The sequence below is a fragment of the uncultured Thiohalocapsa sp. genome (assembly GCF_913062725.1).
Taxonomy (GTDB): Bacteria; Pseudomonadota; Gammaproteobacteria; order Chromatiales; family Chromatiaceae; genus Thiohalocapsa.
The window spans coordinates 22,927-45,922 of record NZ_CAJXWY010000033.1; the positions used below are offsets into that span (position 1 = coordinate 22,927).

At 68.8% G+C, this 22,996-nt stretch carries 25 protein-coding genes and 1 pseudogene; 18 read left to right on the plus strand and 8 right to left on the minus strand.

What is annotated here, in order from left to right:
- Window positions 1–9: 9 nt before the first annotated feature.
- The 7 genes from QZ588_RS10575 to QZ588_RS10605 form a co-directional block, all read right to left on the minus strand.
- Complete coding sequence (locus tag QZ588_RS10575; RefSeq protein ID WP_295542483.1) at window positions 10–471, minus strand: PTS sugar transporter subunit IIA; 462 nt, start codon at window positions 469–471, stop codon at window positions 10–12.
- A gap of 186 nt (window positions 472–657) precedes the next feature.
- On the minus strand, window positions 658–1,005 hold the full coding sequence (gene raiA / locus QZ588_RS10580) for a ribosome-associated translation inhibitor RaiA (RefSeq protein ID WP_295542485.1): 348 nt from the start codon (window positions 1,003–1,005) through the stop codon (window positions 658–660).
- Between the two features lie 360 nt (window positions 1,006–1,365).
- Window positions 1,366–2,856, minus strand: a complete 1,491-nt coding sequence (locus QZ588_RS10585) for an RNA polymerase factor sigma-54 (protein ID WP_295542487.1) — start codon at window positions 2,854–2,856, stop codon at window positions 1,366–1,368.
- 193 nt (window positions 2,857–3,049) lie between these two features.
- Complete coding sequence (lptB, locus tag QZ588_RS10590) at window positions 3,050–3,775, minus strand: LPS export ABC transporter ATP-binding protein (RefSeq protein ID WP_295542489.1); 726 nt, start codon at window positions 3,773–3,775, stop codon at window positions 3,050–3,052.
- The gene (gene lptA, locus QZ588_RS10595) at window positions 3,775–4,356 is read right to left on the minus strand and encodes a lipopolysaccharide transport periplasmic protein LptA (RefSeq protein WP_295542490.1); all 582 of its coding nucleotides are present in this window, start codon (window positions 4,354–4,356) and stop codon (window positions 3,775–3,777) included. The genes lptB and lptA overlap by 1 nt, the downstream gene beginning before the upstream one ends.
- Window positions 4,353–4,967 carry an LPS export ABC transporter periplasmic protein LptC gene (lptC, locus tag QZ588_RS10600; protein WP_295542492.1) on the minus strand — a complete coding sequence of 205 codons (615 nt, stop codon included), beginning with the start codon at window positions 4,965–4,967 and terminating at the stop codon, window positions 4,353–4,355. Before lptC ends, lptA begins: the two co-directional genes overlap by 4 nt.
- The gene (locus QZ588_RS10605; RefSeq protein WP_295542493.1) at window positions 4,964–5,506 is read right to left on the minus strand and encodes an HAD family hydrolase; all 543 of its coding nucleotides are present in this window, start codon (window positions 5,504–5,506) and stop codon (window positions 4,964–4,966) included. The genes lptC and QZ588_RS10605 overlap by 4 nt, the downstream gene beginning before the upstream one ends.
- 145 nt (window positions 5,507–5,651) lie before the next feature.
- Between QZ588_RS10605 and QZ588_RS10610 the strand changes: the two genes are divergently transcribed.
- The 10 genes from QZ588_RS10610 to hisC all read left to right on the plus strand — a co-directional run bounded on the left by QZ588_RS10610 (window position 5,652) and on the right by hisC (window position 14,385).
- Window positions 5,652–6,191 carry a hypothetical protein gene (locus QZ588_RS10610; protein ID WP_295542495.1) on the plus strand — a complete coding sequence of 180 codons (540 nt, stop codon included), beginning with the start codon at window positions 5,652–5,654 and terminating at the stop codon, window positions 6,189–6,191.
- 105 nt (window positions 6,192–6,296) lie between these two features.
- On the plus strand, window positions 6,297–7,187 hold the full coding sequence (locus QZ588_RS10615) for an ATP-binding cassette domain-containing protein (protein ID WP_295542497.1): 891 nt from the start codon (window positions 6,297–6,299) through the stop codon (window positions 7,185–7,187).
- A complete protein-coding gene (gene mlaE, locus QZ588_RS10620; RefSeq protein WP_295542499.1) occupies window positions 7,181–7,963 on the plus strand; it encodes a lipid asymmetry maintenance ABC transporter permease subunit MlaE in 783 nt (260 codons plus the stop codon). Before QZ588_RS10615 ends, mlaE begins: the two co-directional genes overlap by 7 nt.
- Before the next feature lie 3 nt (window positions 7,964–7,966).
- On the plus strand, window positions 7,967–8,437 hold the full coding sequence (mlaD, locus tag QZ588_RS10625; protein WP_295542500.1) for an outer membrane lipid asymmetry maintenance protein MlaD: 471 nt from the start codon (window positions 7,967–7,969) through the stop codon (window positions 8,435–8,437).
- Window positions 8,438–8,517: 80 nt separating this feature from the next.
- Complete coding sequence (locus QZ588_RS10630) at window positions 8,518–9,153, plus strand: phospholipid-binding protein MlaC (protein ID WP_295542501.1); 636 nt, start codon at window positions 8,518–8,520, stop codon at window positions 9,151–9,153.
- A gap of 1 nt (window position 9,154) precedes the next feature.
- Entirely contained in the window at window positions 9,155–9,517 is a 363-nt protein-coding gene (locus tag QZ588_RS10635) for an STAS domain-containing protein (RefSeq protein WP_295542502.1), read from the plus strand.
- 217 nt (window positions 9,518–9,734) lie between these two features.
- On the plus strand, window positions 9,735–10,997 hold the full coding sequence (gene murA / locus QZ588_RS10640) for a UDP-N-acetylglucosamine 1-carboxyvinyltransferase (protein ID WP_295542503.1): 1,263 nt from the start codon (window positions 9,735–9,737) through the stop codon (window positions 10,995–10,997).
- 93 nt (window positions 10,998–11,090) lie between these two features.
- Window positions 11,091–11,744 (plus strand): ATP phosphoribosyltransferase, encoded by a 654-nt coding sequence (gene hisG / locus QZ588_RS10645; RefSeq protein ID WP_295542504.1) that lies wholly within the window; start codon window positions 11,091–11,093, stop codon window positions 11,742–11,744.
- 113 nt (window positions 11,745–11,857) lie between these two features.
- A complete protein-coding gene (gene hisD / locus QZ588_RS10650) occupies window positions 11,858–13,156 on the plus strand; it encodes a histidinol dehydrogenase (protein WP_295542506.1) in 1,299 nt (432 codons plus the stop codon).
- A 149-nt stretch (window positions 13,157–13,305) separates the two neighbouring features.
- Window positions 13,306–14,385: a histidinol-phosphate transaminase gene (gene hisC / locus QZ588_RS10655; protein ID WP_295542508.1), complete on the plus strand. Its 1,080-nt coding sequence runs from the start codon at window positions 13,306–13,308 to the stop codon at window positions 14,383–14,385.
- Between the two features lie 110 nt (window positions 14,386–14,495).
- Here hisC and QZ588_RS10660 read toward each other — a convergent pair whose 3' ends face one another.
- On the minus strand, window positions 14,496–15,380 hold the full coding sequence (locus QZ588_RS10660; RefSeq protein ID WP_295542510.1) for a DUF1295 domain-containing protein: 885 nt from the start codon (window positions 15,378–15,380) through the stop codon (window positions 14,496–14,498).
- Between the two features lie 374 nt (window positions 15,381–15,754).
- Between QZ588_RS10660 and QZ588_RS10665 the strand changes: the two genes are divergently transcribed.
- From QZ588_RS10665 to QZ588_RS10700, 8 genes and pseudogenes are all read left to right on the plus strand, one after another.
- Window positions 15,755–16,294 carry a Na+/H+ antiporter subunit E gene (locus QZ588_RS10665; RefSeq protein ID WP_295542512.1) on the plus strand — a complete coding sequence of 180 codons (540 nt, stop codon included), beginning with the start codon at window positions 15,755–15,757 and terminating at the stop codon, window positions 16,292–16,294.
- Window positions 16,291–16,575, plus strand: coding sequence for a monovalent cation/H+ antiporter complex subunit F (locus tag QZ588_RS10670; RefSeq protein ID WP_295542514.1), 285 nt, complete (start codon window positions 16,291–16,293; stop codon window positions 16,573–16,575). The genes QZ588_RS10665 and QZ588_RS10670 overlap by 4 nt, the downstream gene beginning before the upstream one ends.
- Entirely contained in the window at window positions 16,565–16,858 is a 294-nt protein-coding gene (mnhG, locus tag QZ588_RS10675; RefSeq protein WP_295542516.1) for a monovalent cation/H(+) antiporter subunit G, read from the plus strand. Before QZ588_RS10670 ends, mnhG begins: the two co-directional genes overlap by 11 nt.
- Window positions 16,846–17,882, plus strand: a pseudogene (locus QZ588_RS10680) (hydrogenase subunit MbhD domain-containing protein). Before mnhG ends, QZ588_RS10680 begins: the two are co-directional and overlap by 13 nt.
- Window positions 17,883–17,911: 29 nt before the next feature.
- Window positions 17,912–18,199, plus strand: coding sequence for a cation:proton antiporter subunit C (locus tag QZ588_RS10685; RefSeq protein WP_366929558.1), 288 nt, complete (start codon window positions 17,912–17,914; stop codon window positions 18,197–18,199).
- Window positions 18,200–19,693, plus strand: coding sequence for a proton-conducting transporter membrane subunit (locus tag QZ588_RS10690; RefSeq protein ID WP_295542520.1), 1,494 nt, complete (start codon window positions 18,200–18,202; stop codon window positions 19,691–19,693). It begins immediately after the preceding gene.
- The gene (locus QZ588_RS10695; protein WP_295542522.1) at window positions 19,690–21,240 is read left to right on the plus strand and encodes a proton-conducting transporter membrane subunit; all 1,551 of its coding nucleotides are present in this window, start codon (window positions 19,690–19,692) and stop codon (window positions 21,238–21,240) included. Before QZ588_RS10690 ends, QZ588_RS10695 begins: the two co-directional genes overlap by 4 nt.
- Window positions 21,237–22,925, plus strand: coding sequence for a proton-conducting transporter membrane subunit (locus tag QZ588_RS10700; RefSeq protein ID WP_295542524.1), 1,689 nt, complete (start codon window positions 21,237–21,239; stop codon window positions 22,923–22,925). The genes QZ588_RS10695 and QZ588_RS10700 overlap by 4 nt, the downstream gene beginning before the upstream one ends.
- Window positions 22,926–22,996 lie beyond the last annotated feature (71 nt).

A 22,996-nucleotide genomic window follows, 5' to 3' on the forward strand; every position in this document is an offset into this window, starting at 1 on the left:
TGCCATCGGTCAGGGCGCGAAGACGCGCTCGCGAAACACGGCGAGCACCTCGCCACGGCCTTCGGCGGTGCGAAGCGCTGCGCGCACGGCGGCGTCGTTGAACGCGGAGGCCAGCGAGGCCAGCAGCTGCAGGTGCTGCTCGTCGGTGGCGTCCGGCACGAGCAAGCCGAAAGCGAGATCCACTGGCCGGTCGTCGATGGCATCGAAAGCGACGCTGTCGCGCAGTTGCACGAAAGCACCGATGGGCGCCTGGATGCCGTGCATGCGCGCATGCGGCAGCGCGATGCCCTGGCCCAGGCCAGTGCTGCCGAGACGCTCGCGCTCCAGCAGCCGATCGAACACCTGCGTGCCCGACAGGAGACTGTCGCCGTGCGCAAGCAGTGCCGCGAGGGTCTCGAGCAGGCGTTTCTTGCTCGTGACCTCGCAGTGGCTGAGTACCCTCGACTCGGTGATCAGATCGGCAGGCGCCATGGCCCCGAAACCCCGCGCGTGATCGTTGTCTGATTGTTTATGGTCACCATCGCAACGCTGCGACTTCGCAGACCCTTGCATGGCGTCGCCGCAGCAGCCCGCCATTGTCGCGGCAAAAAACCGGAGCAGGCAACGCCTGGCTCCGGTGCATTCGACCCTGCGACGGGATGGTTGGCGGCGCGACGATCAGCTTGGCTGCTCATCCGCCGGCGGCTCCGCCGCCGGCGCAGACTTTGTGTTGTTGCCCCGATGATTCTGTCGCTTCTCTTTATATTTGATCACCTGCCGGTCGAGCTTGTCGATCAGCCCATCGATGGCTGCATACATGTCTTCGTGTACGGCGTCGGCGAAGACATTGCCGCCGTTGACATGGATGGTCGCTTCCGCCTTCTGCCGCAGCTTCTCGACACTGAGGATGACATGGACATTGATCACGTCGTCGAAATGCCGGGCCAGACGGTCGAACTTGGTGTCGACATAGTCTTTGAGGGGCTCGGTGATGTCGACATGATGGCCAGTCAGGTTGATTTGCATAGCGTCACTCCAGTGTTACATGCGCCACTCTCAGGAGGGTCATGAGCGCGTTCCCTGACCTGAGGGGATGCGCAGCGTCATCGGCGTTGTCTGTGCGGGCCAAGAAGACCCACCCTGCTGTGTGGCGTCAGCGGTTGCAAGCGGCTGGGTCCGGCGCCGGTTCTGCCGGTATCCGTCCCATGCCCGAGCCGGATGGGCGACACCTCGGCATATTCCCGGCGGGCTGTGCTGCGCCGTCATCGGCGGCAACCAACACTGCGCACGAGGCACCGTAAGCCTGGGGTCGCCGGCGAATCGCAGCGGCGAGTACCGTGCCATATCACCACCCCGGATGCTCACGCCGGATATGCAGCCGGGCGCTCATGCCAGGCGCTTGCGCTCGTTGGACGGTGGGATACCCATCGCCTCTCGATACTTGGCAACGGTCCGCCGTGCGACATTGATGCCCTGCTCGGTGAGAATGCCGGCGATCTTGTTGTCGCTGAGCGGCTTGCTCGGCGTCTCGGCGGCGACGAGCTTACGGATGAAGGCGCGGATGGCCGTCGACGAGCACTCGCCGCCCGAGGCCGTGTTGACGTGGCTCGAAAAAAAGTACTTGAACTCGAAAGTCCCGCGCGGGGTATGCATGTACTTTTGCGTCGTCACCCGCGACACCGTGGATTCGTGCAGCTCCAGAGAATCTGCCACATCCCGCAACACCAGCGGTTTCATGGCCTCTTCCCCATAGTCGAAGAAGTTTTGCTGTAATTCCACGATTTTCGTCGCTACCCGCAAGACCGTGTCGTTACGGCTCGCCAAGCTTTTGATGAACCATCGGGCCTCCTGGAGGTGCGTCTTCAGGCAGCTGTTGTCCGGACCGTCGTCCGCCCGGCGGATCAGTTTCAGGTAGCCCGGGTTCACCCTTAGTCTAGGCGTTGTTTCCGGATTCAGCTCGACCGTCCAGCTGCCGTTGCGCTTTTGCACCATCACATCCGGAATCACATACTCCGGCCGCACATCCGCCACCAGCGAGCCGGGGCGCGGATGCAGGGACCGGATCAGCGCCAGCGCCTCGCGCAACGTCTCTAACGTGAGCTTGGTATGCCGGCGCAGCTCGTCCAAGTCGTTGCGCGACAAGGCATTGAAGTGAGCGTCACAGATGACGATGGCCTCGCCGCGATAGGGCTGCTCGGGCGGCAGGTAGTGCAGCTGCAGCAGCAGGCACTCACGCAGGGAGCGTGCGCCGACACCGGGGGGATCCAAGGCTTGGATGCGGTGCAGGACCGCTTCCACCTCGTCCGCCTCCACCGCCTCATCGCCGATGTCCTCGGGATCGGCGATGGCGTCGACCACGTCGTCGATGTTTGCACGCAGGTAGCCGTTCGCATCGATCGCATCCAGCAACGCGTCGGCGATGACGCGGTCCCGGGGCTCGAGACGCGAGAGGTTCAGCTGCCACTGCAGATGATCGTGCAGGGTCTGCGGGCGCGAATGTTGGGCGAAGGGGTCGAGCTCGGCGCCGCCGTCGGCGCCCGACCCGCCGCCCGTGCCGCCGGCGCCGGCCGCCATGTAGCCGTCGTAGGTATCGCTCCAGGAACTGTCCACGGGCAAGTCCTCCGGCATGGAGGACTGCTCGGGACGCACTTCGCGCTCCAGCTGCGCATCCTGACTGCGACGCTCAGTCTCCAGCCCGGTGGCCTCGACTTCGGCGTCCGCTTCGTCGGCGGCCTCGAGCATGAGGTTGGATTCCAGGGCCTCCTGAATCTCACGCTGCAGATCGAGGGTGGACAGTTGCAGCAGCTTGATCGCCTGTTGCAGCTGCGGCGTCATCGTCAGCTGCTGCCCCAGGCGGAGTTGAATGGTCTGTTTCATCGCACCCGAAAATGGGGTGGTACGGGAAGTGACTGTCGTTTTGCGTCTAGCCGAACCGGCGGCCATCGATCTTGGCCCAAGGCCGCCACAGCGTCCAGCACCAAGGCACCGCTCCAATGACGCCTATCAGCCCTTGCGCGCAAAGGGGCGCCATCCGTCGGCTCGTGTCGCACACTCACGGCCCCGACTGTGCTCACAGCCGGAAATCTTCGCCCAGATAGACGGCGCGGACGCGGTCGTTCTGCAACAGCTCGTCAGGGGTGCCATCGGCGATGACCGTTCCTTCACTGATGATGTACGCACGATCGCAAATGTCCAGGGTCTCGCGCACATTGTGGTCGGTGATCAGCACGCCGATGTTGCGCCGGCGCAGATGGGTGATGATGGCCTTGATATCGCCGACGGCGATGGGATCGACGCCGGCGAAGGGCTCGTCGAGCAGCATGACCTTCGGCTCGACGGCCAAGGCGCGGGCGATCTCCAGGCGCCGGCGCTCACCACCGGAAAGGCTGATGGCGAGGGCGTCGGCGACGTGGGCGATACCGAGCTCGTCGAGCAGCTGGTCGCAGCGCGCGCGCCGGGCATCGCGACCGAGGTCGCCACGAATCTCCAGTACGGCGAGCAGGTTGTCGCGGGCGGTGAGCTTTCGAAAGACCGATGGCTCCTGCGCGAGGTAACTGAGGCCACGACGGGCACGGGCATGCATGGGTCGCAGGGTGATATCCTCGCCATCGAGCATGATACGCCCGGCATCCACCGGCACCAAGCCCACCAGCATATAGAAGCTGGTGGTCTTGCCGGCGCCGTTTGGGCCGAGCAGCCCCACGACACCGCCGGCCTCCAGCTCCAGACTCACATCATTGACCACACGGCGGCGCCGGTAGCGCTTCGCCAAACCTTGCGCGCGCAGCATGCTCATCAGCCGCCGCCCTCGCCTGCCGTGGCAGCATCGGTCTGCGGCTGCGGCTGCGGCTCGATGCGGATTTTCACGCGCTCGCGTCCGCGGGCGCTCGTGCCCGCCGTCAGCCGCTCGGTGATGCGGTTGTAGATGATCCGGTCGCTCCGGAAGCGATCCTCGCCCTGGATCAGCTCGGCGTCGTCGATCAGCGTAATCTCCTCGCGCTCGGCCTCGTACTCCATGCGCTGCGCCCGCGCCCGCACCGCGTCGGGATCATCCTCCAGCAGCTGACGGTAACGGACAGGGTTGCCGATGGCGATGATCTTGCGTGGCTGGCGATTCGGTTTGTGGTGCACCAGGACCTCATCGGCGCGGATGCGCATGCTGCCCTGCTGCACCTCGACATTACCAAGGTAGAGGCTGATGGCTTGCTTCTCGTCGAATTCTGCCGCGTCCGCTTCGATCAGCATGGGCTGCTCGCTGTCGGCGTCGAGGGCGAGCAGTGGTGGCGTCATGAGCACGCCGATGGCGATCGCCAGCAGCCCCGTCGCCAAGCCCGCCTGCCCCGCGCTCCCGGCACGCCGCCCGCCAGGTCCGCTCATGGCGCGCCAAACGCCTGCGAGCTGCCCTGTGCGGACGCTTCGGCGAACGCCAGATGCTGTCGCACCCGACCGAAGAAACGACTGCGTGCGGGCGTCTCGAGCCAAAGCTGCATGCCATTCGCCGCGGTGAGCCAATCGTCGCCGCGCTCCAGCTCGACGAAGCGGTCCGTCTCGGCGTAGCCAGTCGCCTCCAGCAGCAACAGCTCGCTGGTCAGTATGCGCATGGACGGCTGCTCGATGCTCGCGGCTCGCTCGGCGATGACCCGGCCCTCCAGCAGAACCTCTTCACCCGTGGCCGAGACCCAAGCCTGCTCGGCGCGGATCACCCACTCCGGCTGGCCCGGCTCCAACAGGCGCAGCACCGGCGCATCGAGCTCACTGCCACCGTCCTGCGCATAGTGGCGCAGCTGCGGTGCGCGCAGCCGTCGCAGCGGCTCGCCGTCGGCGGACATGGTCACAGCCGCCACCTGCTCCACCAGATAATCCGGGCGTCCTTGCTGCGGCACCGATGGCACCACCTCCGGCGGCCCGCCTGCGCGATACCACCAGGCGACGAGCCCGGCGGCGGCGAGCGCGACGGCGACGACAAGCTCGCGGCTGGAGAGCATCATCGCAGATCAACAGGGGCGTCGAGGTAGGCATCGACCAAGGCCGCCAGCTTACCCTGCGCGCGCAGGATGAGCTCGCACAGATCCCGGGCTGCACCGCGTCCGCCGGGGCTCGGTGCACACCAGTGGGCGTGCTCGCGCACCAGCGGATGTGCATCCGCCACGGTTGCGGCGAAGCCGACCTGGCGCATCACCGGCAAATCCATCAGGTCGTCGCCCATGTAGGCGCACGCCGGGGGCTCCACGCCGAGCTGCTCGGCGAGGGCCAGAAATGTCGGCAGCTTGTCCTTGCATCCCTGGTGGACGTGCTCGATGCCAAGGCTTTGCATGCGAATCCGCACCACCTCGGAGCGGCGTCCGGTGATCACTGCGAGGGTCACGCCGCTGTCGCGCAACATGGCCATGCCGTGGCCGTCGCGGGAATTGAAGGCCTTGTACTCCTGCCCGTCGTCGCCGAGGTAGAGGCTGCCGTCGGTGAGCACACCGTCGACGTCGAAGATGACGAGCCGAATGCGGCTTGCGCGTTCAAGAAGATCCTGCATATCGGTGGCACCCGCAATGGGTCAGGTCGCACAGTGTCAGGAGGAAAGCGTACCATAGGCACCGACGACGGCCAGCCACAGACAGCCCGGAGCCACCCGCAGCATCGTGCCAAGCACAGGTCAGTCAGGTCCCGCAGCCCCGGTGGTGACCATCGCAGCCGCAGGCTGGTGGGCGCTCACCGACGCCGATACCTACTACCCGGATGACCTCCCCGAGGACTGGCGTCTCGGCTACTTCGCCAATGACTATGCCGCGGTCTATCTGCCGGCATGCGCCTGGGGCAATCAGCGCATCGAGACCATCGGGCAATGGGCCGGGGACGTCAACGAGGCCTTCCGCTTCTTCCTGGAGCAGCCGCAGGCCGATGCGCCGGCGGGGATGACGTCGGCGGGGATGACGCCGCCGGCCATGGCCGCAGCGCTCGGCCAGCGGCTCGGCGGCTGGGTGCGCTGGCACGCCGAGGGGATCGGCACGCTGCTGCGACCAGACGCGGCTACCAGCGCACCTGCGGGGCGTGCCGTGGCCTGCCCGCAGGCGCTTGTGCCGGATCTGCGCGCCGGCGCACGCTGGCTGCGTGCGCAAGCGGCGGCGGCGTTCACTCTGGTCATTTTGACCCGCCCCACCAGCACACAATTGGCGAATTGGCGCCAGATGCAGCAACTGCTCGGGCTTGCGGAGCGCTAGCAGTCCCACTTTTTGCGTCGGGCACAGGCCGATGGGCTTGACGCCCACCGGTGCGCTCCAGACAATGCCGGGCTGTTTCCGCCACCCGCCCTAGGGGGTCACCGTATGGGGAATGGCGTCCCCGACCACCCGGCCACGACCGCTTCCAGTCCCGAGCCACCAGCAGCAGCCACCGCCGGCGGTGCCGAGCCACTGGTGCGCGTTCGCGGCTTGCACTTCAGCCGCGGCGACACCGTGGTGTTCGACGGCGTGGACATGGACATTCCGCGAGGCGCCGTCACCGCCATCATGGGCCCCTCCGGCACCGGCAAGACGACGCTGCTGAAGCTGATCAGCGGCCAGCTCCGGCCACAGGCGGGCAGCATCGAGGTGGACGGCCTGGATGTGCATCGGCTCGGTCTGCAAGACCTGTATCGGCTGCGCACGCGCATGGGTATGCTGTTTCAGAGCGGTGCGCTGCTCGATGATCTGACGGTGTTCGAGAACGTCGCTTTTCCGTTGCGCGAGCACGGGCGGCTGCCGCCATCGCTGCTGCGGCGGCTGGTGCTCATGAAGCTCCAGGCCGTCGGCCTGCGCGGCGCCGCGGACTTGCTGCCGGCGCAGCTCTCCGGCGGCATGGCCCGGCGTGCGGCGCTGGCCCGCGCCATCGCCTTGGATCCGATGATGGTCATGTATGACGAGCCCTTCACCGGCCAGGATCCCATCTCCATGGGGGTGTTGGTCAGCCTGGTCCACCAGCTCAATGACGCCGGCGGCTTGAGCAGCATCATCGTGTCCCACGACGTCCCGGAGACTTTGGGCATCGCCGACCATGTCTACGTGATCGCCAGCGGCCGCATCCTGTGCAGCGGCCCGCCCGCGGCAGTATCGACGCACGCAGATCCCCGGGTTCGCCAGTTCCTCGACGGCGCCCCGGACGGCCCGGTGCACTTCCATTACCCGGCGGCGCCCCTCGCCGAAGAACTGCTCGCCGTCGGGAGACGGCGCCGATGGTGATGGAGGCACTCGCACGACTCGGGCGCTCCGGGCTGGCGGCACTCGCCGGCGTCGGCCGGGCGCACATGCTGCTCGCCGCCGCCATCGCCGGACTGCCCGAGCTGCTACCGCGCCCGCGGCTGCTGTTGGCACAGATCTACAACATCGGCGTGCTGTCGGTGTTGATCATCGCCGTCTCGGGCCTGTTCGTTGGCATGGTGCTCGGCCTGCAGGGCTACTACGTGCTGAATCAGTTCGGTGCGGCCGAAAGCCTGGGGGTCATGGTGGCCGCTTCCCTGGTGCGCGAGCTCGGGCCCGTGGTCACGGCGCTGCTGGTGGCGGGCCGCGCCGGCTCGGCACTGACCGCCGAGATCGGTCTGATGAAAGCGACGGAGCAGCTCTCGGCGCTGGAGATGATGGCCGTGAACCCGGTGCGTCGGGTGCTCACACCCCGCTTTTTCGGCGGCTGTCTTGCGATGCCCCTGCTGGCGGCCATGTTCAGCGCACTCGGCGTGCTCGGCGGCTGGTTCGTTGGGGTCGGTCTGCTCGGCGTCGATGACGGCGCCTTCTGGAGTCAGATGCAGGCCAAGCTCGACTTCCGCGGGGACGTGGTCAACGGCGTCATCAAGAGCCTGGTATTCGGTGTCGTCGTCACCTGGATCGCGCTCTTTCAGGGCTATGACGCCACGCCGACCGCCGCCGGCGTCAGTCGGGCCACGACACGCTCGGTGGTGCACGCGGCGCTGGCGGTGCTGGGGCTGGATTTTATCCTGACGGCTTTGATGTTCGGAGACTGAGGCATGGGCACGACGCGCACGATGGAGATTCTGGTGGGGGCGTTCATGGCGCTGGGCTTCGTCGCCCTGTTCTTCCTGGCCATGCGTGTCAGCAACCTCAGCGCCGCCGGCGCCGGCGACGGCTACGCGCTGATCGCACGCTTCGACAATGTCGGCAGCCTCAAGGTACGCGCGCCGGTGAGCATGGCCGGTGTGCGCCTGGGGCGGGTGGAGTCCATCGGCTTCGACGCACAGACCTATCAGGCGGTGGTGACGCTGCGTATCGAGCCCGCCTACGACCAGATTCCCACCGATACCTTCGCCAATATCTATACGGCGGGGCTGCTGGGCGAGCAATACGTGGCTCTCGACCCGGGTGGCAGTCCGGACTATCTCACCAACGGCGATCAGATCGAGCACACGCAGTCGGCACTCGTGCTGGAACGCATGATCGGCCAGTTCCTCTTCAACCAAGCCCAGGAGGGCGCCCAATGACACTCGCGCAACGACCGACAGGCCGCGTCACGCCCAAGCCCGTGTGCTGCGCTGCGACGGGCGGCGGGGATGGCGGCCCCGTGCGCAGACGACACGGCATCATACCGACCATGCTGGCGGCGTGGCTGACGGCAGCCTTCACGATGCTCGCGATGGGGCTGCCGGCTCCGGCCGCCGCAGACACCGACGCCGAGCAACTGGTGCGGCGCACGGCCGAGGAGACACTGCGCACCCTCGAGAACCGCCGCGACCAGCTCGACGGTAACCCCGCGGCCATTTACGACCTGGTCGGCGACAAGCTGGCGCCGCACTTCGATTTCGAGCTCATCACCCGCTCCGCCGTCGGTCGCGACTGGGCGCGAGCGAGCCCCGCACAGCGTCGCCAGCTGGTATCGGCATTTCGGGCGCTGCTCATCAGCACCTATGCCAGGTCCCTGGCCAGGTACTCCGGCGAAGACGTCATCTATCAGCCCGCGCGTGCCGGTACCCGCGATGGCACCGTGGTCGTGCCCACGGAGGTGACCGGCGGCGGCGGTCCGCCCATCCCCATCGACTATCGCATGCACGACGCGCACGGCAGCTGGAAAGTGTACGATCTGGTCATCGAGAACGTCAGCATGATCTCCAGTTACCGCGGCCAGTTCCGAGCCATCATCGGGCGCTCCGGCGTCGATGGTCTGATCCAAGAGCTGGAGGCCAAGGCCGCAGGCACTTAGCATGGGCCGCAGACAGCACGCGCACGCGGCGCAGCTCATGGCACTGGGTGATGGTCGGTGGCGGCTGGCGGGCGATCTGACCCTCAGCGCCGTCAGTGCACTCGCCACCAAGCGCCTCGAGCCAGGTGAGCAGCAACAAGTCATGCTCGACCTCGCCGGCGTAGGCAAGCCCAGCAGCGCCGGTGTCGCGCTGCTGTTGGAGTGGCAAGCGCAGTTGCGAGCCGATGGTGCGACGCTGGTGCTGCACAACGTGCCACTGGCCATGCAGCGACTGGCAGCGCTCGCCAACGTCGATGCCTTGCTCGGTCTCGGCGAGCAGCCCGACCCCGCCGCGGGGGCGGCGGACGTCGGCGTCCGGGCGTGAAGCGGGTCACGCGCAACCGACGCCGTCTCCAGTGCGCCGGGATCGCGATGGTCGACCCACCCGCCGACGCGAAGCGACAGCACACGTTCAGGCGCCAGACCGGCAGTTCGGGTGACCACAGCACGCATCCGAACGTTGCGCCAGAGTTCACCCCCGCACGCCGGCCGGCCGCCACCGCAACGCCGCCATCACCCTGACCCGACAGGCTCAACGCCACATGGACAAGCTCCTGATCACCGGCGGTAACCGTCTTGATGGCGAGGTGCGCGCATCTGGCGCCAAGAATGCGGCACTCCCCATTTTGGCCGCGACCCTGCTCGCCGCCGAGGGCGAGTGCCTGCTGAGCAACGTGCCGCACCTGCGCGACATCACCACCACCATGGAGCTGCTCGGACGCATGGGTGCGCATCTGACCGTGGGTGAAGGGATGCGCATCCACGTCGATGCCAGGGATGTCACGCGTCTCGAGGCGCCCTATGACCTGGTGAAGACCATGCGGGCGTCCATCCTGGTGCTGGGGCCGCTGCTTGCCCGCTTCGGCGAGGCACAAGTGTCACTGCCCGGCGGCTGCGCCATTGGCGCCAGGCCCGTGAACCTGCATATCGACGGCATGCGGGCCATGGGTGCGGACATCGCCGTCGAGAACGGCTACGTGCGGGCCCGCGCCGAGCGGCTCCGGGGCGCGCGTTATTGCATGGACATCGTCACGGTCACGGGTACCGAGAACCTGATGATGGCGGCGGTGCTGGCCGAGGGACGCACGGTCCTCGAAAACGCCGCCCGCGAGCCCGAGGTCGAGGACCTGGCGCGGTTTCTCAATACAATGGGTGCGCGCATCCAGGGTGCGGGCACCGACACCATTGTCATCGACGGCGTCGACGGGCTGACGGGCTGCGCGTACAGCGTGCTGCCGGATCGCATCGAAACCGGCACCTACCTGGTGGCGGCGGCCATGACCGGTGGCCGGGTCCGCGTGCGCGAGACCCGCGCTGACCTGCTCGAGGCGGTGCTCGGCAAGCTGCGTGAGTGCGGGGCGAGCGTCACCACCGGTGAGCACTGGATCGAAGTGGACATGGCCGGGCGCCGACCGCGGGCGGTGGACATCCACACGGCGCCCCACCCGGCCTTCCCGACGGATATGCAGGCCCAGTTCTGCGCATTGAACAGTATCGCCGAGGGCACGGGCATCGTGACGGAAACCGTATTCGAGAATCGTTTCATGCACGTGCTGGAGCTGCAGCGCCTGGGCGCAGACATCCGCATCGAGGGCAATACGGCCATCTGCCGCGGCGTGGAGCAACTCACGGCGGCCCCGGTGATGGCCACCGACTTGCGTGCATCGGCGAGCCTGGTACTGTCTGGTCTGGTGGCGGCGGGCGACACCCTCGTGGACCGCATTTACCACATCGACCGCGGCTATGATCACATCGAAGAGAAGCTCTCCGCCCTCGGCGCCGTCATCCGACGCGTGCATGCCTGACGAGCAGGCCGAGTTTCGAGGCGCGAGGCTCGGGGCAGCATCGCAACATCACTCGACACCCGTCCTTCGACACGCGTGACTTCGCAAGACACCATGGCTGACACCCTCACCATCGCCCTCTCGAAGGGTCGGATTTTCGAGCAGGCCATGCCGCTGCTGGCGGCGGGCGGCATCCGCGCCATCGAAGACCCGGAGACGAGCCGCAAGCTGATCCTGGACACCAACGACCCGCGGGTAAAGCTGGTCATCATCCGTGCCAGCGACGTCCCCACGTATGTGGAATACGGCGCCGCGGACCTCGGCATCGCCGGCAAGGACGTGCTGCTGGAGCACGGCGGCGGGGGGCTCTACGAGCCGCTGGATCTGGGCATTGCGCGCTGCCGCCTGATGGTCGCAGGTAAGCCGGATGCGCGCCTCGACGGCCGCACGGACTGCCGACGCCAACGCATCGCCACCAAATACGTGCGCTGCGCAGAGCGGCATTTCGCCGCCAAGGGCCAACAGGTGGAAATCATCAAGCTGTACGGCTCCATGGAACTGGCACCCCTGGTGGGCCTGGCGGATCTCATCGTGGACCTGGTGGAGAGCGGCAATACGCTCAAGGCCAATGGGCTGGTGCCCCTGGAGCATATCTGCGACATCAGCTCGCGGCTGGTGGTGAACAAGGCATCGTGGAAAATGAAGCACGCGCGGGTCATGGCCCTGCTGGAAGCGCTGCGCGGCGCGGTGACCCAACAGGCCGCCTGATCACCCCGAGACACCATCACCGCCGAGCCCACACACACTGCCGTCGGAGGGTGCCAGGGATCGGCAACAGACCAAGCGCCCCGCCGTCATCGCACAGACACCGGAGCATCGCCATGCCCAACATCGCCCGTCTCAGCACCGCCGACGCCGATTTCGCCGCACGGCTCGACGCCCTGCTGGCCTGGGAGTCGGTCTCCGACCGCAGTGTGCAGCGCACCGTCGACGACATCATCGACGCCGTGCGCAGCCGCGGCGATGCCGCACTCATCGAGCTCACCGCCCGCTTCGACCGCTGGCAGCCCGCGAGCGCGGCGGCACTGGCCATCCCCGGCGCCCGTTTGGCACAGGCCGCAGAGACCATTCCCCTGGCGCAGCGCGACGCGCTGGCGGCCGCCGCCGAGCGCATCCGCGCCTATGCCGCGCACCAGAAACTGCAGGATTGGAGCTATCACGAGCCGGACGGCACCCTGCTCGGGCAAAAGGTGACACCGCTGGACCGCGTCGGGCTCTATGTGCCCGGTGGCAAGGCAGCCTACCCGTCCTCGGTGCTGATGAACGCCATACCGGCCAAGGTCGCCGGCGTGCCGGAGTTGGTGATGGTGGTGCCCACACCCGACGGCGAGCTCAACGAGCTGGTCCTCGCCGCCGCCCATATCGCCGGTGTCGACAAAACCTTCGCCATCGGCGGCGCCCAGGCCGTCGCCGCACTGGCCTACGGTACCGAGCACGTGCCCGCCTGCGACAAGATCGTCGGCCCGGGCAACATTTACGTGGCTACCGCCAAACGTGCCGTGTTCGGACAGGTGGGTATCGACATGGTGGCAGGCCCCTCAGAGATTCTTATCCTCTGCGACGGCGACACCGACCCGGATTGGATCGCCATGGATCTCTTCAGCCAGGCCGAGCACGACGAAGATGCCCAGTCCATTCTGGTGGCCTGGGATGCGGATTATCTGGACCGCGTCGCCGCGAGCATCGACAAGCTGCTGCCGACGCTGGAGCGCCGGGACATCATCGCTACCGCGTTGCAGGACCGCGGCGCCCTGGTGCTGGCCCGTGATATGGACGACGCCGCCGACGTTGCCAACCGCATCGCCCCCGAGCACCTGGAGCTGTCGGTCGCCGACCCGCAAGCGCTGGCCGGCAAGATCCGCAACGCCGGCGCCATCTTCATGGGGCGTCACACCGCCGAGGCCCTGGGCGACTACTGCGCCGGGCCCAACCATGTGCTGCCGACCTCGGGCACCGCACGCTTCAGCTCGCCGCTGGGCGTCTACGACTTTCAGAAGCGCTCCAGCCTGATCATGGCCTCCCCCGCCGGCGCCGCGGCACTGGCCAGGACCGCATCGGTACTGGCCCGCGGCGAGGGACTGACGGCGCATGCGCGCTCGGCGGAATATCGCGGAGAGTGACGGCGGGCCGGGGCGAGCATCGAGATCGGCGCGATCCATCGGGCAGCCACGGCGCAGCGACCCGAATCCATCCCGCAACCTCCATCCGCCGCCAGGGGCCCGGGCCGGGTCTCCCCCGGCGCCCTGCCATTCGCACCGCGCACTGCACCATGACCCCAGCCGATCTGATCCGCCCCGAGATCCAGGCCCTGAGTGCCTATCACGTCCCCGACAGCGCCGGGCTCATCAAGCTCGACGCCATGGAGAGCCCCTATCCATGGCCCGAGGCGCTGCGCGAGGACTGGCTGACCACCCTGCGCGAGGCGGCGCTCAACCGTTATCCTGATCCCCGGGGCCGCGGGCTGCAAGCCGCCCTGCGCGCGGCCATGGACATCCCGCCGGACATGGCGCTGCTGCTCGGCAACGGCTCCGACGAGCTGATCCAGATGCTCGCACTCGCCGTCGCCCGGCCCGGCCGCAAGGTGCTCTCACTGGACCCGGGCTTCGTCATGTACCGGATGATCGCCCTGTTCGCCGGCATGGATTACGTTGGGGTGGCGTTGCGCACGGCGGACTTCGGGCTCGATCTGGACGCCACCCTCGCGGCCATCGCCCGCGAAGCGCCGGCGCTGACCTATATCGCCTACCCCAACAACCCCACCGGCAACCTGTTCGACGTCGCCGCCATCGAGCAGATCATTCAGGCGAGCCCTGGACTCGTGATCGTCGACGAGGCCTACGCGCCCTTCACCGACCGGAGCTTCATCCCGCGTGTGGGCGAGTGGCCGAACCTGCTGGTGATGCGCACGGTCTCCAAGATGGGCCTCGCCGGGCTGCGTCTGGGTTACCTGGCCGGCCCGCCCGACTGGCTCACCGAGATCGACAAGGTGCGCCTGCCCTACAACATCAATGTGCTCACCCAGGCCAGCGCCACCTTTGCGCTGCGCCACCGTGACGCCTGGCACGCACAGACCGCCGCCATCCGCGAAGCGCGCGCAGCGCTCTTCGACGCCCTCGCCGCCCTCGACGGCATCACGCCCTATCCGAGCGAAGCCAATTTTATCCTGGCGCGCACCGCGCCGGGCCGGGCCGGCGCCGTCTTCCAGGGCCTGCTGGCGCGTGGCGTGCTCATCAAGAAGCTCGACGGCGGCCACCCGCTGCTCGCCGACTGCCTGCGCATCACCGTCGGCACCCCGCGGGAGAATGCCGCACTGCTGCAGGCCCTCGAAGCGGCGATTGGTGCGGCTTGAGCGCGCGGCGCGCGCCGATGCCGGGCCGCCGATCCAACACTGGCGTGTGGATTCCAGAGTCGACGGACAGCGCCGCGCCAGACACCTGCCCCAACCCGTCTGACACGGGGCTAGTCATGACTGCGCGGCGGTCGCGGCAACAGCACCGGCGTGCGCGCCTTGTACGCCTGATACGCCGGCTCGTCCCCCCAACGCGCATCCGCGCGCGACTCCAGCATCGGAATGCCGCTGACCCGGGACAGCAGGAAATACACGAACACCGGCGAGATCAACGTCACGTACTGCCAGCCGGCGAGCGCCGGCAGCGCAATCAACGCAACGCCGCTCCACAGTGTGATCTCACCGAAGTAATTCGGATGCCGCGACCAGGCCCAGAGCCCGGAGTGGATGAACCGGCCCTTGTTGGCCGGGTCGTTGCGAAACGCCTGCTTCTGCGCATCGGCGACGGCCTCGATGCCGAAACCGAGCAGCCACACGGCCAGCCCCACCCAGCCCATCACGCCGAAGGCCGGCGCTGACGCCGTCGTCATCGCCGCCAGCGCAGCACTCAGCGTCAGAGACACCCACAGCCCCTGCAGCGTCCAGGCCATCAGGAAGCGCACGAACGACGGCTTGATGTCATCGAAGCGGGTATCGGCGCCGGCTTTTTGAATCCGCCGGAACAAAAAGGTCCCGAGCCGCGCCGCCCAGAGACACACCAGCAGCGTCAGCAGCAGAGACCGCGCATCGAATCGCCCCGCCAGCAGCAACGTGCCGATCACCACCGTCAGATAGGTCGCACTGCCGGTGATGTCGTAGAACTGCTCCGTCTGCGCCCGATAGGACGGCACGAACACCAGCCACTGGATCGCGAAGGCCACCACGGTGGCCAGCGCGAACAGCGACACCCCGCCGACGCTCAGCCCATGCTGGCTGCCCGCCCAGGCCACACCAGCGGCCACCAGCAGGGCCGCGATGATGGCGATCAAGGCTTCGACGGTGGGATTCTTCATCATGCGCTGAGTCTCGTAAGTTTGCGTGCTTGACACGAAGTCGACCCCAGCGGGGCGCGATGGCCCGACGCGCTCGCCGCTGATGGCAACGTCAGCGATATCCTATCGCGTGACCCATCGGCAGCGACACTCACATTGCCCCCATGACACCCGAGGCACCCGGGCTCGCAGCCAGTCGGCACAGGCCCATCGTGCACCTGCGAGGGCTGGATACCCGTCCATCGGGCCCCATCATATGGGCCGCAGGCGGGCGGCGGTCGCACCGCGATAGGTTGATGGTCAGGAGCCTGATTGTGGTGGAACCGCCCTTGGGAGATCAGACAGGGGGGGCCGACGGCGCGCAGACGGCCGGCCAGTCGTCAAGACGACTGTCGCAGTTGCTCGGAGGATTGGGGCGCTTTGCGCTATTCTTTGGGATTTGGTGGCTGCTGACGGACGCTCGCGCCGATGGCCTGGTGCTCGGCGCACTCTTCGCTGCGATAGCGGCTGCGCTGCCACTGTTGATTCCCGAGCCGCGGGACGCGGGTATGCCGCGTGCCCTGCTGCCGACGGTGCTGCGGGGCCTGTTGCTGTTGCCATTTTTTCTATGGCAGTCGTTGTACGGTGGCATCGATGTCGCGGCGCGGGCCTTCAAGCCGCGGATGCCGCTGGCGCCGGCGATGTTCGACTACCGACTGCGGCTGCCGCCCGGACCGGCGCCGGTGATGCTGGCGAGCCTGGTGAGCCTGATGCCCGGCACCCTGGCCATCGTCAGCGGCGCGCGGCTGCGGGTGCATGTGCTCGATGCCACCCAGGATTGTACCGACGAGCTGGCGTTGCTGGAGGCCCAGGTCGCCTGGATGTTCGGCGTCGCGCTGCGGGCGCCGACGGCCCCGGCGCCGCCCGCCCGGCGGTCCGGCCCGGGATCCGACGCATGACCCTGCTCTATCTCGGACTCGCCGTGTTTCTGCTGCTGACCCTGGCCGCCGGCTTCTGGCGGGTGCGCCATGGGCCGACGGCGGCCGATCGCATGCTGGCCGCGCAGCTCTTCGGCACCACGGCGGCGGCCATCCTGTTGCTGCTGGCGGAGGCGCTGGCACTGCCCGCGCTGCGCGACGTGGCCCTGGTGCTGGCGCTGCTGGCGGTCATCGCCGTGATCGCCTTCACCGCCAGCGTCAAGACACCCACCCCCGATCGGGACAGCGGCCGTGATCCATAGCCTGTCCATCGGCTTGCTGCTCGCCGGCGCCGGCTTCTTCCTCGCCGGCACCGTCGGACTGTTGCGCTTCCCCGATGTCTACACCCGCCTGCATGCCCTCACCAAGGCCGACAACCTGGGCCTCGGGCTCATCGTGCTCGGACTCATGCTACGGGCGGAGTCGGCCGCCGCCGCCGGCAAGCTGCTGGTGATCTGGCTGCTGGTGCTCACGGCCTCGGGCGCCGCGAGCCAGCTGGTGGCAAGCTGGGCCCGGGCACGCCGGATCAAGCCATGGCAGGGCTGAGCCTCCTCGACTGGGCGCTGGATGGCGTGCTGGCACTGCTTTTGCTGTGGCTCGCCTGGCGCACCCTATCCACGCCGGCGCTGTTTCGGGCGGTGGTGCTGTTCATCGCCTTCGGGCTGGTGCTGGCGTTGGTGTGGGCACGGCTGTATGCCGTTGACGTCGCCCTCGCGGAGATGGCCATCGGCGCCGGTGTCACCGGTGCCCTGCTGTTGGCGGCGCTGGCGCGTCTGGAGCCGCCCATCGGCCGTGGCCGGGCCGCCGACGATGGCGAGGGGGACGGGACATGAGCGCGCAACGGGCAACGCCACGGCATGGCGGCGGCGGGGTGCAGGCGCCGGCAGGCGCCGCTCGCCCCGTGCCCGCAGACACGGCGCTGCCGCGCGCCGCGCGGGTGCTGCTGGCGCTGGTGCTGCTCGCCGTCTTCGGCGGCCTGGCGCTGGCGGTGCTGGCGTTGGCGCAGCCGGCACCGGGGCTGGCGGCCGCCGTCGCCGGGCGCATCGACGACAGCGGCGTCTCCCACCCGGTGACCGCCGTGCTGCTGAACTTCCGCGGCTATGACACCCTGTTGGAGCTGGTGGTCCTGGTGCTCGCGCTGGTGGGCACCTGGTCCGTCGGCCGGGCGCGCGGCTGCGCCGGCAATGCGCCCGGGCCGCTGCTGCGCCAGCTGCCACGGCTGCTGGCGCCGCTGATGGTGCTGGTGGCCGGTTACCTGCTTTGGGCCGGCGCCCATGCCCCGGGAGGCGCCTTTCAGGCGGGCTCGCTCCTGGGGGGTGTCGGCATTCTGCTGTGCCTGAGCGGACAACCCCTGCCCGGATGGGCGCAGGCGCTGGTGCTGCGGCTGGCGGTGGTGCTCGGCGTCGCCGTGTTCGCCGCGCTCGGGGCCGCCGCCGCCCTGCTGCCGGGCGGCGCCCCGCTGGACTGGCCGCCGGCGCAGGCGAAGACACTGATCCTCACCATCGAGCTCGCGGCCATGCTCTCCATCGGTGTCGTGCTCGCCGCGCTGTTCGCCGGGGGGCGCCCGTGACCCAGGCCGTATTCTGGGCCCTCATCGGCATGGCGCTGGTGGTGCTCGGGCTCTATGCGCTCATCGTGCACGCCCATCTGCTGCGCAAGGTTCTGGCGCTCAACATCATGAGCAGCGGTGTCTTTCTGGTGTTCATCGGCCTCGCCCGACGCACCCCCGACGCCGACGCGCCCATGGCGGCGGATCCGGTGCCGCAGGCTATGGTGCTGACCGGTATCGTCGTCGCCGTCGCCGCCACCGGCCTGGCGCTGGCGCTGATCGTGCGGCTGCGGGCGCTGACCGGCCGCACCACCCTCGGCGACGACATGGGCGACTGAATGATGCTCCCAGTCTTGGCCGCGCCGGCCTGGATGCTGGCCGTCGTCTTCGTGCCGCTGGCGGCTGCGCTGTTGTGCTTCCTGCTACCGCGGCGTGCGGTCATTCTTGGTCTGGTCGCCGCGGTGCTCACCGCCGCGGTGACGTTCGCGCTGACCCTCGAGGTGGCCGCCGCGGGCACCGCGCACACCCTGCTCGGCGGTTGGGCCGCACCCCTCGGTATTCTCTGGCGCGCCGACGGCCTGAGCGCCGCACTGCTGGCGATGACGGCGCTGGTGGGCGTGACGGTGAGCCTGTATGCGGCGGCCTATTTCCGCGACGACGCGCATGCGCGCGTGTTTTTCTGGCCCCTCTGGCTGCTGTTGTGGACGGCCCTGAACGCGCTCTATCTATCCGCCGACCTGTTCAATCTCTATGTCACGCTGGAGCTGCTCGGCTTCGCGGCGGTGAGCCTGACGGCGCTGGGCGGCGGCGCCGCGGCGCTGACGGGCGCCATCCGCTACCTGCTGGTGAGCGTGCTCGGCTCCTTGTCCTACCTGCTCGGCGTGGCCCTGCTCTACCACAGCTGTGGCAGCGTGGACATCGGCCTGGTGGCGGCCTGCATCCCGGATGCGCCGCGCCCCGCGTCGCAGGTGGCAGCGGCGGCGATGATGGCGGGCTTGATTCTGAAGACGGCGCTGTTCCCGTTCCACTTCTGGCTGCCGCCGGCGCACGGCAGTGCGCCGGCACCGGTGAGCGCGGTGCTCTCGGCGCTGGTGGTCAAGGCATCGTTCTACCTGCTGCTGCGACTGTGGCTGGATGTGCTCGGCGGCGGCGGCCGCTGGGCCGCCGAGCTGCTGGGTCTGCTGGGTGTGGCGGCGGTGCTTTGGGGCTCGGTGCTGGCCCTGCGCCAGGAGCGCCTGAAGCTGCTCATCGCCTACTCCACGGTGGCGCAGATCGGTTATCTGTTCCTGGCCTTACCGCTGGCGGTGGCCGGCGGCGCCGCCGCCTGGACCGGCGCGCTCTACCTGGCCCTGGCGCATGGGCTCGCCAAGGCGGCCATGTTCCTCAGCGCCGGCAACCTGCTGCGCTTCGGCGGCCATGACCGCATCGCCGAGCTCGACAGCGCCGTGCATCGGCTGCCGCTGACGCTGACGGCGTTTGCGCTGGCGGGCGTCAGCATCATGGGGCTGCCGCCGAGCGGCGGCTTCATTGGCAAATGGCTGCTGCTGAAGGCGGCCTTCGCGCAGGGTCGCTTCGGGCTGGTCGTAGTCATCCTGCTGGGTGGGGTGCTGGCGGCGGCCTACGTCTTCAAGGTGGTGGGGCATGCCTTCACGCCCGCCGCGCGGGAGCGCCGCCTGCGCACGGTGCCGCCGGGCATGGAGTGGAGTGCGCTGTTGCTGGCGGCGGCGGCCATCGTGCTCGGGCTGACGCTGCCCCTCATCTCGCCCCTGTTACAGGTGGGCGCCGCGCCGGCGGCGATGGCCACGGCCTTCGCGGCGTGGAGCGCGGCATGAGCGCTCTGTTCGACCCCCGTCTGCCCGCCGATGCGCTGCTGCCCCTGCTGGTGCTGGCCAGCTCGCTGCTGCCGGGCCTGGTGGTCTTCTTTCTGGGCGAGGCGCGGGTCCGCACCCGCACGGCGCTCAACCTGGGTGGGGCCTTTCTCAAGCTGGCCATGGTGGGCTGGATGATCTGGGGCGTCTATCATGGCCAGCGCTACGAGCTGAGGCTGCCCCTGCTGGATGATCTGGACCTGGTGCTGCGGGTGGGCGCACTGTCGCTGCTGTTTCTGGTGCTCTCCGCCGGGCTCTGGCTGGTGACCACGGTCTACGCCGTGGGCTATCTGGAGCACTCGCCCCATCGCTCGCGCTTCTTCGGTTTCTTCAGCCTCTGTGTCACCGCCACCGTGGGCGTGGCCATGGCGGGTAACCTGCTGACCTTCCTGTTGTTCTTCGAGATGCTGACGCTCACCACCTACCCGCTGGTGGTGCACCGCGGCACCGAAGCGGCGCGCGAGGCCGGCGTCGTCTATCTCACCCATACGGTGCTCGCGGGCGCCTTGCTGCTCGCCGGCACCGTCTGGCTCTACACCCTCACCGGCACCCTCACCTTTGCGCCGCAGGGCTTCGTCGGCGACGTCGCCGACAGTCACCCGGCGGCGCTCACCGCGATCTTTGCGCTGCTGATCGGCGGCGTCGGCGTCAAGGCCGCGCTGGTGCCGCTGCACGGCTGGCTGCCCCGGGCCATGGTGGCGCCGGCACCGGTGAGTGCGCTGCTGCATGCGGTGGCGGTGGTGAAGGCGGGGGCCTTCGGCGTGGTGCTCATCGTCTACGACGTCTTCGGCATCGAGCAGGCCGCCGCGCTCGGTGTGACGGGGCCGCTGGCGCTGGTGGCGGCGGTGACCATCGTCTACGGCTCGCTGCGGGCCCTGTTCCAGGACGATCTCAAGCGCCGCCTCGCGTTCTCAACCGTCAGTCAGGTGTCCTACATCGTGCTCGGCGTGGCCATCGTCGGTCCGTTGGCGAGCGTCGGCGGCATTGTGCATCTGGTGCATCAGGGCGTGATGAAAATCACCCTGTTCTTTTGCGCCGGCAATCTGGCGGAGACCCTCGGCATCCATAAGGTCAGCGAGATGAACGGCGTCGGGCGGCGCATGCCCTGGACCATGGGCGCCTTCACCATCGCGGCGCTGGGCATGATCGGCGTCCCGCCCATGGCGGGCTTCATCAGCAAGTGGTATCTCAGCCTGGGTGCGCTGGAGGCCGGCGTCCACTGGCCGCTGTATGTGCTCATCGCCAGCAGCCTGCTCAATGCGGCCTATTTCCTGCCCATCCTGCATGCCGCCTGGATGCGCGAGCCCACCACGCCGTGGCCCGAGCCCGCCACGAGTGCCCAGTCCGGCAGCAGCGCCAGGCGCCTACAGCCGGAGACGGGCTGGCTGTTACTGCTGCCGCCGCTGGTCACCGCCGCACTTTCGCTCCTGATCGGGCTCTTCGCGTCCATGCCGGTCTCGCCGCTGGAATGGTCCCTGCTGATCGCGGAGCGGGAGTTCCACTACCCATGAACGGACCAGGGGCAGACATGGCCTGGCAGTTGCCGGTGCCCTGGCTCACGGTCCTCGCACCGCTGTGGCCCCTGGCCCTGCTCGCCGCGCTGGCGCTGCCGCCGCTGCGCGCACCGGCGCTGCGCCTGGCGCCCTGGGCGGCGCTGCCCGCCCTGCTGGTCGCCATCGCCGCACCGGCAGCGGTGCTGCCGCTGCCGGGGCTGCTGCTGGGCGGGTCACTGCTGCTCGATGCCACCGGACGCTGGCTGCTGGCGGCGGTGGGCCTGCTGTGGCTGGCGGCGGGATGGCTTGCGGCGGACTGGCTGCACACGCCACCCCGGGCAACCGCGTTTCTGCTGGCGATGGCCGGTGCGCTCTGGCTGCCGCTGGCGGCGGATCTGCCGTCCTTCCTGGCCGCTTCGGTCCTCGCCGCCTACCCCCTCTACGGTCTCCTCGGCGGCGGGCGCGGGGGCGGCGGACTGCTGGTGTCGGTGGTGATTGCGGATCTGCTCATCCTGGAGGCGCTGCTGCTGCTGGCGAAGGGCGGCGCGGGATTGGATTTCGGATCGCTGCGAACGGCGCTGGCCGCGGGCGACGACCACGTCATCGTGCTGGCATTGTTGTTGTTGGGCTGCGGCGCCAAGGCGGGCCTGATGGGCCTGCACTATTGGCTGGCGCCGGCCGCCCAAGCGGCGTCGTCGCCGCAACTGGCGCCGATGGTGGCATTCACCCTGGCCGCCGGACTGCTGCCCCTGTGGCGCCTGCTGCCCATCACGAGCGTCCACTGGCCGAGCGCGGCGGCACTGCTGGCCTGGCTGACACTCGGCGGTTGCCTCTGGGCCGTGGTGGCCGGGCTGTTGCAGTCGGCGTCGCGAGCGTTGATCGCCTACCTGCTGTCGGCCTTGGCCGCGCTTTGGCTCGGCCTGATGGGGATGGGGATGGGGCTCGGCCTGGACCCGTCCGCGGCGCCGGATGGCATCAGGGGCTTCCTGCCGGCGGCGTTCGCGCTGTCCGGTATCGGCGTTGCCGCCCTGCTGCTCGCCGACGGCGCTGCGGCTCGCCATGGGCGCCTGGTCGGCTGGGGACTTGCGCTGGCGTGCGCGCTGTTGATCGTCGGCGCCGTGCTGGGGGCCCTGCTGGTGAACGCCGCCGGCGGCGACGCCCCGGAGTTCCCGCTGCTCGGCTCGCTGGTCTGCGTGGGACTGCTGCTGGGCGCGTCGGTGGCCGCCGCCGGCGGGGCTCGGTCGCCGGAACGCGGCGGGGCGCACCGCGTCAGCGCAGCGCTCGTCGCCGTCGGCCTTGTACTGCTGGTGCTCGCGGTCGGGTCGCTGGCGGCCATGGCCGCCGCCGCCGATGCATGGTCCCCGCATCGGCTCGGCGCGCCGGTGGCGGCCCTGCTGGGCGCGCTCGCGGCGGGGCCAGGCGCCGCGGCGCTCCTGGCGCGGCTGCCGCGCATGCCGGCCGGCGACCTGGTGGTGGTGCTCGCCGCCTCGACGGCTCGGCTCGTCGCCGGCTGGGATCGGCTCGGGACCAGCGTCGCAGGCTGGCGCGAGGGGCTCGGCATGGCCGGCGAGCGGATGCGCCACCGCCTGACCCGGCTGCGCACCCTTGAGCAGGCCGAAGCGGGACTGCGGCGCTGGTCCACCGCGACGCTGTTGCTGCTGGTCACGGCAGCCGCCCTGGCACTGCTGGTGCGCTCGGGCTAGGAGGCTGTCCGACTTATCGGGCCGCAGGCCGGGTACAATAGGTCCGGGTTCACGCAGACGCGAGTGTGCAG

What these genes read in the sequence shown, in the direction of transcription:
- QZ588_RS10660 (WP_295542510.1), bottom strand. Translation starts at nt 15,380, where the DNA reads ATGATGAAGAATCCCACCGTCGAAGCCTTGATCGCCATCATCGCGGCC.
- mlaE (WP_295542499.1), top strand. Translation starts at nt 7,181, where the DNA reads ATGGTGATGGAGGCACTCGCACGACTCGGGCGCTCCGGGCTGGCGGCA.
- QZ588_RS10670 (WP_295542514.1), top strand. Translation starts at nt 16,291, where the DNA reads ATGACCCTGCTCTATCTCGGACTCGCCGTGTTTCTGCTGCTGACCCTG.
- hisC (WP_295542508.1), top strand. Translation starts at nt 13,306, where the DNA reads ATGACCCCAGCCGATCTGATCCGCCCCGAGATCCAGGCCCTGAGTGCC.
- QZ588_RS10700 (WP_295542524.1), top strand. Translation starts at nt 21,237, where the DNA reads ATGAACGGACCAGGGGCAGACATGGCCTGGCAGTTGCCGGTGCCCTGG.
- QZ588_RS10690 (WP_295542520.1), top strand. Translation starts at nt 18,200, where the DNA reads ATGATGCTCCCAGTCTTGGCCGCGCCGGCCTGGATGCTGGCCGTCGTC.
- mlaD (WP_295542500.1), top strand. Translation starts at nt 7,967, where the DNA reads ATGGGCACGACGCGCACGATGGAGATTCTGGTGGGGGCGTTCATGGCG.
- QZ588_RS10585 (WP_295542487.1), bottom strand. Translation starts at nt 2,856, where the DNA reads ATGAAACAGACCATTCAACTCCGCCTGGGGCAGCAGCTGACGATGACG.
- murA (WP_295542503.1), top strand. Translation starts at nt 9,735, where the DNA reads ATGGACAAGCTCCTGATCACCGGCGGTAACCGTCTTGATGGCGAGGTG.
- raiA (WP_295542485.1), bottom strand. Translation starts at nt 1,005, where the DNA reads ATGCAAATCAACCTGACTGGCCATCATGTCGACATCACCGAGCCCCTC.
- QZ588_RS10605 (WP_295542493.1), bottom strand. Translation starts at nt 5,506, where the DNA reads ATGCAGGATCTTCTTGAACGCGCAAGCCGCATTCGGCTCGTCATCTTC.
- QZ588_RS10615 (WP_295542497.1), top strand. Translation starts at nt 6,297, where the DNA reads ATGGGGAATGGCGTCCCCGACCACCCGGCCACGACCGCTTCCAGTCCC.
- hisG (WP_295542504.1), top strand. Translation starts at nt 11,091, where the DNA reads ATGGCTGACACCCTCACCATCGCCCTCTCGAAGGGTCGGATTTTCGAG.
- QZ588_RS10635 (WP_295542502.1), top strand. Translation starts at nt 9,155, where the DNA reads ATGGGCCGCAGACAGCACGCGCACGCGGCGCAGCTCATGGCACTGGGT.
- QZ588_RS10695 (WP_295542522.1), top strand. Translation starts at nt 19,690, where the DNA reads ATGAGCGCTCTGTTCGACCCCCGTCTGCCCGCCGATGCGCTGCTGCCC.
- hisD (WP_295542506.1), top strand. Translation starts at nt 11,858, where the DNA reads ATGCCCAACATCGCCCGTCTCAGCACCGCCGACGCCGATTTCGCCGCA.
- QZ588_RS10575 (WP_295542483.1), bottom strand. Translation starts at nt 471, where the DNA reads ATGGCGCCTGCCGATCTGATCACCGAGTCGAGGGTACTCAGCCACTGC.
- lptB (WP_295542489.1), bottom strand. Translation starts at nt 3,775, where the DNA reads ATGAGCATGCTGCGCGCGCAAGGTTTGGCGAAGCGCTACCGGCGCCGC.
- lptA (WP_295542490.1), bottom strand. Translation starts at nt 4,356, where the DNA reads ATGAGCGGACCTGGCGGGCGGCGTGCCGGGAGCGCGGGGCAGGCGGGC.
- QZ588_RS10685 (WP_366929558.1), top strand. Translation starts at nt 17,912, where the DNA reads ATGGCGCTGGTGGTGCTCGGGCTCTATGCGCTCATCGTGCACGCCCAT.
- lptC (WP_295542492.1), bottom strand. Translation starts at nt 4,967, where the DNA reads ATGATGCTCTCCAGCCGCGAGCTTGTCGTCGCCGTCGCGCTCGCCGCC.